Raw genomic sequence first — 248 nt, forward strand, 5'->3', positions numbered from 1 at the left:
GTTCAACTTTTTCAATATGTGAAAAATAATCACCACTAATCATCCCCTTTTGGTACCATTCTTCCGATAGGATGTTGTAATGGGGGGCCATCCAAAATGTTAACATCACATCAACTTCACCAGGCTCGACTTCCATTTTTCCATTTGAAGCGATTGGTTTTTGGTTCACAGCTAATTCGTATTTAAAGTGACTTTTTGCTAGATTTAACATTTCTTCATCGGTTAAACTAGGCAAAATTTGTGCAATC

General features: G+C 36.3%; 1 protein-coding gene. It reads right to left on the reverse strand.

The annotated features are described in order from the left end of the window. A partial coding sequence (locus SB764_RS43270; RefSeq protein ID WP_410867204.1) for a hypothetical protein occupies nt 1–248 on the reverse strand: 248 nt, incomplete at both ends.

Source organism: Paraburkholderia sp. SIMBA_027, from assembly GCF_046535315.1.
GTDB lineage: Bacteria > Pseudomonadota > Gammaproteobacteria > Burkholderiales > Burkholderiaceae > Paraburkholderia > Paraburkholderia tropica.